Source organism: Haemophilus sputorum CCUG 13788, from assembly GCF_000238795.1.
In the GTDB taxonomy this organism is placed as follows: domain Bacteria; phylum Pseudomonadota; class Gammaproteobacteria; order Enterobacterales; family Pasteurellaceae; genus Haemophilus_A; species Haemophilus_A sputorum.
Genome location: NZ_AFNK01000079.1, coordinates 26,809 through 36,812, shown reverse-complemented (window position 1 = coordinate 36,812; position 10,004 = coordinate 26,809). Strand labels below are relative to the sequence as shown.

Genomic DNA, 10,004 nt, shown 5'->3' with positions numbered 1-10,004 from the left:
AGTCAATTTCAGATTTTCGACCGCCAATCTTGTGCTAGGTTCAACCTAAAATTCCGAGTAAAATAGCGCAACATTTTAACAAAATCTATCTAAAAGCGCGAAAATTTTAAGGATAAATATGTTTTACCTCACTAAAATCATTACTGCAATCTTACTTCCTCCTTTTAACCTTGCAGTTATTTGGCTTGGCTCACTTTTATGTTACCGCCTGAACCATAAAAAAACAGCAAGAATATTAAGCTTTTTAGGAATCGGACTGCTTTATTTACTCAGCACGCCTTATTTGGCAACGAAATTAAGTGATTCTTTAGTCAAAAATGACAACCTCAGCTTAAAAGACTACCAAAGCGCTCAAGCAATTGTTGTGCTTGGAGGTGGTGTACGAGACAGCCAAGAAATATATGGTAAAACCACCGTTGGTACTTATGCACTTGAGCGTATGCGCTATGCTGCTTATTTACAAAAAGAAACTGGTTTACCCATGCTGATTACCGGCAGCAGCCCAAACGGAACTTCAGAAGCCGCATTGATGGCAAAAGAATTTGAATACTTTTTTAATGTACCGACCACATGGCAAGAACACCAAGCAAAAACCACCAAAGAAAATGCAAACTTTAGTCGCCCTATTTTAGAGCAAGCAGGTATTCACAAAATTATTTTAGTAACAAACCAATGGCATATGCAGCGAGCAAAAATGCTCTTTGAAAAACAAGGCTTTGAAGTTTTACCTGCCAGTATCGGGCATGGCGTTACGCCACCAGAATATATTGGTTGGACTTATTTTATTCCACAATCTGGCGCAATGGATAGCAGTATGGTCGCCCTTAAAGAATGGCTTGGTTATTGGAAAGAAAAATAATTTAACTAGAAGAGTCCTTAGAAAATAAGGTCTGAAAACGATTAAAACAGGTAGTCATTTGATCTGCACTCCAAAAGTTAGACTAACCTTCTAACTGATTAAGGTGCAGATTTTTTATGACTAAATACAATCAACTTTTCAAACAACAAGTCGTGAATTTCTATTTCGAACATCACGAAAAAAATTCTGTTACAAGCGGTTAAAAAATTGCCGAGAAATGCGAATTTGATATTACATTCAGACCAAGGAATCCATTATCAAATGCCTAGCCATCAACGCCTATTAGCGAAAAATAGGATTTCTCAAAGTATGTCGCGAAAAGGAAATTGTTTGGATAATGCGGCAATGGAAAACTTTTTTGGGCGAATGAAAACGGCGTGTTTTCACGGAAAATCGTTTACTAGCGTTGATGAACTGGAAAAGGTTATCAATGATTATGTACGGTACTATAATGAAAAACGAATCCAATTAAAATTAAAAGGACTGAGTCCGATACAATATCGAAAGCAGTCCTTTAAATAACAGTCTAACTTTTTGGGGCAGATCAATTTTTTTATAAATGACTCCCTTTTTTCTTTTTATTTCACAAAACTATCGTAAGTTAACTCATAATTATCGCCATCTCTGCTATACGAAATATAGCGCGGGAATTTCTCGCCCTGATATTTCTTCACTGTAATATCTTTATTATCACTGGTTTTAAATTTATAAGTAATTTCTTGGTACGTTTTCCCATCACTATCTTTTACAGAACGCTCAGTTTTCTTTAAATCTACATTTGGGGTTGGGTATAACTTTTTCCCATTAGTTGTTTGAAAACTACTCGGTAATTTATCGTAATAACTTAGCTGAAATGCAGTCGTAAACAAATCGAAAGTTGGCATACTGATCGGCTCTTTTTTCAGCGTTTCTTTTGCTTTACCATATTGAATCTGTTTTGAATCAATTTCAGCCAATGCATAAGTTTTACCATTACGAATATCACGATAACTCAACATATGAAATTGTTGATTTTTTTCTAAACCATTTGCTTTAAATACAATGTTATAAAGTGGCACATTGATTTTCGAAACAATCGAATATTGCTGCCCATTATTTGTAAAATGCACATAAGCCGGCATTAAATAGTTTGAGCTATATTTAATATTATAATCATCAGCCAACGCGCTTGAAACTGCACCCAAAGTAGCAATACCAGCAACAACTAATTTTTGAAAATGTTTCATTTATTTTTCCTCTAAAGGCATGTTTTCAAACAGTCTTAAAATCGCATGAGGATCTTTTAACTGTTCAGCTTTTTCCACTTCCATTTTCGTTAAATGAGGTGAAAAATATTGAATAAAATCATACATATAATTACGTAAGAAAGTGCTACGTTTAAAAGCAATTTGCGTCATACTTGGCGAAAATAAATGGCTTGCATCAATCGCAATTAAATCACTATCTGCTTCTGTATGCGCCATCGATGCCATAATCCCTACCCCTAAGCCTAAACGAACATAAGTTTTAATTACATCCGCATCAGTCGCAGTAAAGACAATATTCGGCAAAATGCCTACTTGATTAAATGCTTTGTCTAAATCCGATTGTCCGGTAAAACCAAAGGTATAAGTAATCAAGTCGTATTTACTGAGCTCTTCGACAGTTAAATCTGTTGAATGGTTCGCAAATTGTGCTAAAGGATGTTCCGGCTTAACAATCACTGAGCGATTCCAAGTATAACAAGGCAACAAGATTGTCTCTTCAAATAAATATTGCGCTTCTGTGGTAATCGCCAAATCAACCGTGCCATTCATCAGCGCTTCATAAATCTGAGTTGGCGAACCTTGATGCAAATGTAAACTGACATTTGGATATTTTGCTTTAAATTTTTCAATAACCGCAGGCAAAACATAGCGAGCTTGTGTATTCGGTGTGGCAATGCGTAATACTCCGCGATTCGGTCGAGTCTGTTCTTCAGCAACCGCACGAATACTTTGCACTTTTACCAATAATTCACGCGCAATTTGCGTAATTTTCTCACCCGCTGGGGTAAGCCCTTTAATGTGCTTACCGTTTCGTTCAAAAATATTGATGCCTAACTCACTTTCAAGCAATCTTACTTGCTTACTAATACCGGGTTGCGAGGTATAAAGCGCCTCAGCCGCTTCAGTAATATTTAAGTTTTGATTAACAATTTCAACAATATAACGTAACTGTTGCAATTTCATACGGTAAGTCCTGTTTGCCTTTTTTATTATGTCGCCGTATGGTATAAGAATTGGTGCGTAATTGCCAGTTCTTCGCCATTTTTTGCTAAGCAAGCGGTTGCTTTTCGCAATTTTTTTACAAAATTCGACCGCTTGTTATAGAAAATGATTGCCGTCTGTGTAAAAGCGCCGTATATTCCTTAACATCATATAAAAAACCATCATAAATTAGGAGTGAACCTGATGAAACACATAACAAAACTTTCGTTATTAAGCCTTGCACTTTGCTCTGCAAATGCATTCGCTGCACCAAAAACTTTCGTTTATTGTGCAGAAACTTCACCAACTTTCCTTAATCCGCAATTTGCGACCGATGGCATAACACTAGATGCTACAGGGCAAGCGATTTACGATAGACTAATTGGTTTTGAAGGCGGTACAACAAACGTTATTCCAGCATTAGCGGAAAAATGGGATGTATCAGAAGATGGTAAAACTTACATTTTCCACTTACGCAAAGGGGTAAAATTCCACAGTAATAAGAATTTTAAACCAACCCGTGATTTCAATGCTGATGACGTTTTGTTTTCATTTAATCGTCAATTAGATCCAAACCACCCTTACCACAAAGTATCTGGTGCTAACTATGAATATTTTATCGGTATGGATATGCCAAACATCATTGATAAAATAGAAAAACTAGATGACTATACCGTTAAAATAAGCTTAAAAGTGCCAAATGCACCATTCTTAGCTAACCTTGGTATGGATTTCACGTCTATTTTTTCTGCAGAATATGCCGATCAAATGATGAAAGCAGGCACGCCTGAAAAAGTGGATAATGACCCAATTGGTACTGGTCCATTCCAATTTGTGGATTACCAAAAAGATTCTAGCATTCGCTATAAAGCATTCCCAGAATACTGGAGAGGCAAAGCTAAAATCGATCGTTTAGTGTTTAGCATCACGCCAGATGCATCTGTACGTTTAGCAAAACTACAAAAAGGTGAATGCCACGCAGCGCCTTATCCAAATCCAGCAGATATTGAAACACTGAAAAAAGATCCGAACATCAACTTAATGACTAAACCAGGCTTAAACGTAGGTTACTTACATTTCAATACCGAAAAAGCACCGTTTAATAATCAAAAAGTTCGCCAAGCATTAAGCTATGCGATCAACAAAGACGCCATCATTGAATCGGTTTATCAAGGCTCAGGCGAAAAAGCGAAAAACCCAATTCCACCAACAATGTGGAGCTATAACGATGATGTGAAGGATTACGATTACGATCCTGAAAAAGCAAAAGCGTTATTAAAAGAAGCAGGTTTTGAGAACGGTTTTGAAACTGAAATTTGGGCGATGCCGGTTAGCCGTCCATATAATCCAAATGCGCGCCGTATGGCTGAACTTATTCAAGAAGACTGGAAAAAAGTAGGCGTGAATGCAAAAATCGTTAGCTATGAATGGGGCGAATACCTCAAACGCTTACGTAATGGTGAGCACACCACAGGCATGATGGGCTGGAACGGCGATAATGGCGACCCAGATAACTTCTTAAATACCTTATTAAGCTGCGCATCAGTTAAAGCAGGCGCTAACTACGCACGCTTCTGTAATGCAGATTTTGATAAATTGCTTGATGAGGCAGTACAAAGCAATGATCATGCAAAACGTACTGAGTTGTATAAGCAAGCGCAAGTGTTCTTTAAAGAACAAGCTCCATGGGTAACCATTGCGCACTCAACAACTTACTTCCCTGTACGTAAAGAAGTGAAAGGCTATATCGTAAGTCCATTTAGCTTACATGACTTCTACCCTGTAGATTTAGAGGAAAAATAAACATTTTCTTGTCACTCTCTCCCGCTATGGGAGAGAGTGTTTCCTCAAAGAAGCTTTCACAAGCGGTCAAAAAAACCAAAAATTTTACTAATTTAATTATGTTTTCATTTATTTTTAAACGTATTTTAATGGTTATCCCAACTTTCATTGCGATAACCTTAATTACTTTTGCTTTAGTGCATTTAATTCCTGGGGATCCAATTGAAATCCGAATGGGTGAGCGTGGGCTTGATCCTGCTATGCATGCGCAAATGATGGCGCAATTAGGGCTAGATCAACCATTACCAACCCAATATTTCAATTATATTAAAGGAGTATTATCTGGCGATTTAGGTAACTCATTTCGTAATAATGAGCCTGTCCTAAAAGAATTCTTTACTCTCTTTCCTGCAACGGTTGAATTAGCATTCTTTGCGCTGCTTTGGTCATTAGTCTTCGGCATTATTTTAGGTGTTATCGCCGCGGTAAAAAAAGATTCATGGATTTCACACATCGTTACCAGCCTTTCTCTTACAGGCTATTCGATGCCTATTTTCTGGTGGGGCTTAATTTTAATCCTTTATTTTTCAACGCCATTAGGGCTACCAGCATCTGGACGATTACCTTCTGAATATTGGATTGAAGCAAACACGGGATTTATGTTGATCGACACTTGGCAATCTGATGAGCCAGGTGCATTTTTAGCGGCAATTAAATCATTGATTTTACCGTCTATCGTATTAGGAACAATTCCGCTTGCTGTAGTCACTCGAATGACACGCTCATCTATGCTTGAAGTATTAGGCGAAGATTATATCCGCACAGCTCGCGCAAAAGGGTTAAGCACTACCCGCATTGTTATTGTACATGCGTTACGCAATGCGTTAATTCCAGTCGTGACTGTGGTGGGTTTAATTGTAGGGCAACTGTTATCTGGCGCAGTATTAACTGAAAATATTTTCTCATGGCCTGGTATTGGTAAATGGATTATTGATGCGATTAACGCACGTGATTATCCTGTGTTACAAGGCTCTGTGCTCATTATTGCTTCTATTATTATTCTAGTGAACTTAACCGTAGATTTAATTTATGGTGTGGTGAATCCAAGAATTCGTCATACTTAATTCGGAGTGATTAACTTATGTCTTCAACTACGCTTTCAGCCCCTGTGCCGAAAACGCCTTTGCAAGAATTTTGGCACTATTTCTGCCAAAATCGCGGGGCGGTAATTGGGCTGACTTTTATTGCGATTGTCCTTTTTGCCGCTATCTTTGCTGGCTGGGTCGCGCCTTATGATCCTATTGAACAAAACCGTACCGCACTCCTTTTACCACCAGCTTGGTTAGAAGGTGGCAATGCCTCTTACTTACTTGGTACTGACGATATTGGGCGAGATATGCTCTCTCGTATTATTTATGGCGCACGTTTATCTGTCTTTATCGGACTGATTATTGTTCTACTCTCTTGTGTTTTAGGGGTAATCTTAGGGGTATTAGCGGGCTATTATGGTGGCATAATTGATATTTTAATTATGCGCTTTGTCGATATTATGCTTGCTATTCCAAGCCTATTATTAACCATTGGGGTGGTCACCATTCTTGGTCCATCACTAATGAATGCTGCGATTGCCATTGCAATTGTTTCTATTCCAAGCTATGTCCGCTTAACACGCGCTTCCGTAATGAGTGAAAAAAACCGCGATTATGTTGTCGCCAGCCGTGTTGCGGGCGCAGGCGTATTACGCTTAATGTTTATTGTTATCTTACCTAACTGTTTAGCACCACTTATCGTCCAAATGACGATGGGGATTTCTAACGCTATTTTAGAACTTGCCGCTTTAGGTTTCTTAGGTATTGGGGCACAACCGCCTACACCAGAACTTGGCACCATGTTGGCAGAATCTCGTGGTTTCATGCAGTCAGCAAACTGGTTGGTGACTATTCCAGGCTTAGCGATTTTATCCCTCGTACTTGCCTTCAACTTAATGGGTGATGGCTTACGCGATGCGCTTGATCCAAAACTAAAACAATAGGAGAGAAAGATGGCACTTTTAACTGTAAATCAGCTTTCTGTCCATTTTGGTGATGAGAAAGCACCATTTAAGGCGGTGGATAGAATCAGCTACACTGTCAACGAAGGCGAAGTCTTAGGCATTGTTGGTGAATCAGGTTCAGGTAAATCCGTCAGCTCATTAGCGATTATGGGGTTAATTGATTTCCCCGGCCGCGTAAGTGCGCAATCGTTAGAATTCAATCAACATGATCTGCTTGCATTAAAGCCAAAAGAGAAGCAAAAAATTATCGGGGCGGATGTGTCTATGATCTTCCAAGATGCGATGACTAGCCTCAATCCAAGTTATACCGTTGGCTTTCAAATTACCGAAGCACTGAAAGTGCATCAAGGTGGCAGCAAGGCTAGCCGTCGTGCTCGTGCAATTGAATTACTGACCATGGTAGGCATTCCCGATCCAGAATCTCGTTTAGAGGTTTACCCGCATCAACTTTCAGGTGGGATGAGCCAACGTGTCATGATTGCCATGGCAATTGCGTGTAATCCAAAACTATTGATTGCGGATGAACCGACAACCGCATTGGATGTAACCATTCAAGCACAAATTATCGACTTGTTACTTGAATTACAGCGCAAAGAAAATATGGCGCTTATTCTCATTACTCACGATTTAGCCTTAGTCGCTGAAGCTGCGCATCGCATTATTGTGATGTATGCAGGGCAAGTGGTGGAAGAAGGCCGCGCAGCAGAAATTTTCCGTACTCCGCTTCATCCATACACTCAAGCCTTATTGAAAGCCTTGCCGGAGTTTGCAGAAGAAAAATCTCGTCTGCAATCATTACCAGGTGTGGTGCCGGGCAAATATGATCGACCACAAGGCTGCTTGCTTAATCCGCGTTGCCCGTATGCAACGGATAAATGTCGAGAAAGTGAGCCATCATTACAGCAATGGGAAGGACGTCAAGTGAAATGCCATTTCCCATTAAATGAACAAGGCAAACCTAGTTATGCTTAAGCGAGGACAGTGATGAGTAATTTGCAAAAAAATGAACAAAACGCACCGCTTCTCGATGCGATTAATCTCAAAAAATATTACCCAGTAAAACAAGGCATGTTCAAAGCGCCCAAAATGGTTAAGGCAGTTGATGGCGTTTCATTTACCCTTGAGCGTGGTAAAACGCTTGCCGTGGTTGGCGAATCGGGTTGTGGTAAATCCACGCTTGGACGCATGCTAACCATGATTGAACATCCAACCGAAGGCGAGCTCTTTTACAATGGGCAGAATTTCTTGGTCAACGACAAGGCAACAAGTACTTTGCGTCGTCAAAAAATTCAGATTGTTTTCCAAAATCCATATAGCTCACTCAATCCACGTAAAAAAGTGGGCGAAATTCTAGAAGAGCCACTGATTATCAACACATCTATTTCTAGCAAAGAACGCAAAGAAAAAGTGTTAGCGATGATGGCAAAAGTGGGGCTGAAACCAGAATTCTACGACCGCTATCCACACATGTTTTCTGGCGGTCAACGCCAGCGAATTGCGATTGCGCGTGGGTTAATGCTTAATCCAGATATCGTGGTGGCTGATGAACCCGTTTCTGCGCTAGACGTCTCTGTTCGTGCGCAAGTATTGAACTTGATGATGGATTTACAAGAAGAGTTAGGGCTTTCTTATGTGTTTATTTCGCATGACCTTTCGGTAGTCAAACATATTGCTGATGAAGTGATGGTGATGTATTTAGGCCGCTGTGTAGAACAAGGCGATGTTAATCAGATTTTTGAAAATCCAAAACACCCTTACACACAAGCTTTGCTTTCAGCAACACCGAAACTGGATCAAACTGAAAAAGGCGAGCGCATTAAGCTTACTGGTGAGCTACCAAGCCCACTTAAGCCGCCAAAAGGTTGCGCTTTCCACGCACGTTGTTGGAAAGCAACAGAACGTTGTAAGGTTGAACAACCTGCGCTAACACCTTATGCAGACACACGAAAAATTGCCTGCTTTATGGTGGAATAATTCAACAAGCGGTCTGATTTGGTAAAAAATTTGCAAAATCAGACCACTTGCTATTGTTCATAAAAATAAAAAATCCGCTTAAGAGCTATCACTCAAAGCGGATTTTTTTAATTTATTTGCTAATTAGTGTGCGTTTTTTTCTTCAAAACGACGCGCTGCTTCGTCCCAGTTTACCACGTTCCAGAATGCTTTAATGTAGTCTGGACGACGGTTTTGGTAGTGAAGATAGTAAGCGTGTTCCCACACATCTAAACCAATAATTGGGAAACCTTCAGCACCTGCGATTTCTTTACCCATTAATGGAGAATCTTGGTTTGCGGTTGAAACCACAGATAATTTACCATCTTGGCCTAATACTAACCATGCCCAACCTGAACCAAAACGTGTTGCTGCTGCTTTTTCAAATTCTGCTTGGAAGGCTTCAACTGAACCGAAATCACGTTCGATAGCCGCTTTTAATGCACCTTGTAAAGTTGTACCCACTTTTAAACCTTTCCAGAATAAAGTGTGGTTAACATGCCCACCTACGTTATTACGTACAGCCACACGTTTTTCAGCTGGCACTTGGTTTAAATCTTGAATCAATCTAGCTGGGCATAACGCTAATAATTCAGTATGCGCTTCTAATGCTGCGTTTGCATTGTTGATGTATGCTTGGTGGTGTTTAGTATGGTGGATTTCCATTGTTTCTTTATCGAAGAATGGTTCTAATGCATCATAAGCATAACCTAATTCTGGTAATGTATAAGCCATATAAAAATTCCTTTGTAGTTATTAAATTTGGTTTAAATATAACAAAATTGACTAAAAAAAGCATTGTTTTTTGATCTAAATTAAGAAAAGTTACCATTATTTTACTAATTTGCATTTCCTTTCAAAAATCGCTGAAAAAGCATTGACAAAGCAACCGTTTTACTCCATTCTTCGAAACATTGTTCAAAACAGTAAATAGCCTATGCAGCACTTAATGACCATCATTACCCGCACCATGATTACCATTACGCAAATGCGTTATGCGGGTGAGTGTTGCTAATAGAAATGAATTCACAAGACCCGCGATATGCGGGTTTTTTTGTATCTTAATTTTGTATATTAAATTTATTCCACG

9 protein-coding genes and 1 pseudogene are annotated in these 10,004 nt (G+C 39.3%); 7 read left to right on the top strand and 3 right to left on the bottom strand.

The annotated features are described in order from the left end of the window. The first annotated feature begins 118 nt into the window (after positions 1-118). Both HSP_RS0109735 and HSP_RS11035 read left to right on the top strand, forming a co-directional pair. Positions 119-859, top strand: coding sequence for a YdcF family protein (locus tag HSP_RS0109735; RefSeq protein ID WP_007524598.1), 741 nt, complete (start codon positions 119-121; stop codon positions 857-859). Between the two features lie 180 nt (positions 860-1,039). After that, a pseudogene (locus tag HSP_RS11035) lies at positions 1,040-1,381 on the top strand (transposase); the annotation flags it as partial. Between the two features lie 56 nt (positions 1,382-1,437). Here HSP_RS11035 and HSP_RS0109725 read toward each other — a convergent pair. Together HSP_RS0109725 and cysB are read right to left on the bottom strand one after the other, a co-directional pair. Then, the gene (locus HSP_RS0109725; RefSeq protein ID WP_007527066.1) at positions 1,438-2,085 is read right to left on the bottom strand and encodes a hypothetical protein; all 648 of its coding nucleotides are present in this window, start codon (positions 2,083-2,085) and stop codon (positions 1,438-1,440) included. Then, a complete protein-coding gene (gene cysB, locus HSP_RS0109720; protein WP_007527038.1) occupies positions 2,086-3,069 on the bottom strand; it encodes an HTH-type transcriptional regulator CysB in 984 nt (327 codons plus the stop codon). Between the two features lie 222 nt (positions 3,070-3,291). Here cysB and HSP_RS0109715 point away from each other — a divergent pair, with 222 nt between their 5' ends. The 5 genes from HSP_RS0109715 (at position 3,292) to HSP_RS0109695 (ending at position 8,896) form a co-directional block, all read left to right on the top strand. Beyond that, positions 3,292-4,890 (top strand): ABC transporter substrate-binding protein, encoded by a 1,599-nt coding sequence (locus HSP_RS0109715; RefSeq protein WP_010130014.1) that lies wholly within the window; start codon positions 3,292-3,294, stop codon positions 4,888-4,890. A gap of 98 nt (positions 4,891-4,988) precedes the next feature. Beyond that, on the top strand, positions 4,989-5,993 hold the full coding sequence (locus tag HSP_RS0109710) for an ABC transporter permease subunit (RefSeq protein WP_010130012.1): 1,005 nt from the start codon (positions 4,989-4,991) through the stop codon (positions 5,991-5,993). Between the two features lie 17 nt (positions 5,994-6,010). Then, positions 6,011-6,901 carry an ABC transporter permease subunit gene (locus HSP_RS0109705; protein ID WP_010130010.1) on the top strand — a complete coding sequence of 297 codons (891 nt, stop codon included), beginning with the start codon at positions 6,011-6,013 and terminating at the stop codon, positions 6,899-6,901. A gap of 9 nt (positions 6,902-6,910) precedes the next feature. After that, a complete protein-coding gene (gene dppD / locus HSP_RS0109700) occupies positions 6,911-7,894 on the top strand; it encodes a dipeptide ABC transporter ATP-binding protein (protein WP_007527047.1) in 984 nt (327 codons plus the stop codon). A 12-nt stretch (positions 7,895-7,906) separates the two neighbouring features. Next, positions 7,907-8,896 (top strand): peptide ABC transporter ATP-binding protein, encoded by a 990-nt coding sequence (locus tag HSP_RS0109695; protein WP_010130009.1) that lies wholly within the window; start codon positions 7,907-7,909, stop codon positions 8,894-8,896. 123 nt (positions 8,897-9,019) lie between these two features. Here the strand turns inward: HSP_RS0109695 and sodA are convergent, their stop codons facing one another. After that, the gene (gene sodA, locus HSP_RS0109690) at positions 9,020-9,649 is read right to left on the bottom strand and encodes a superoxide dismutase [Mn] (protein ID WP_010130008.1); all 630 of its coding nucleotides are present in this window, start codon (positions 9,647-9,649) and stop codon (positions 9,020-9,022) included. Positions 9,650-10,004: the final 355 nt, after the last annotated feature.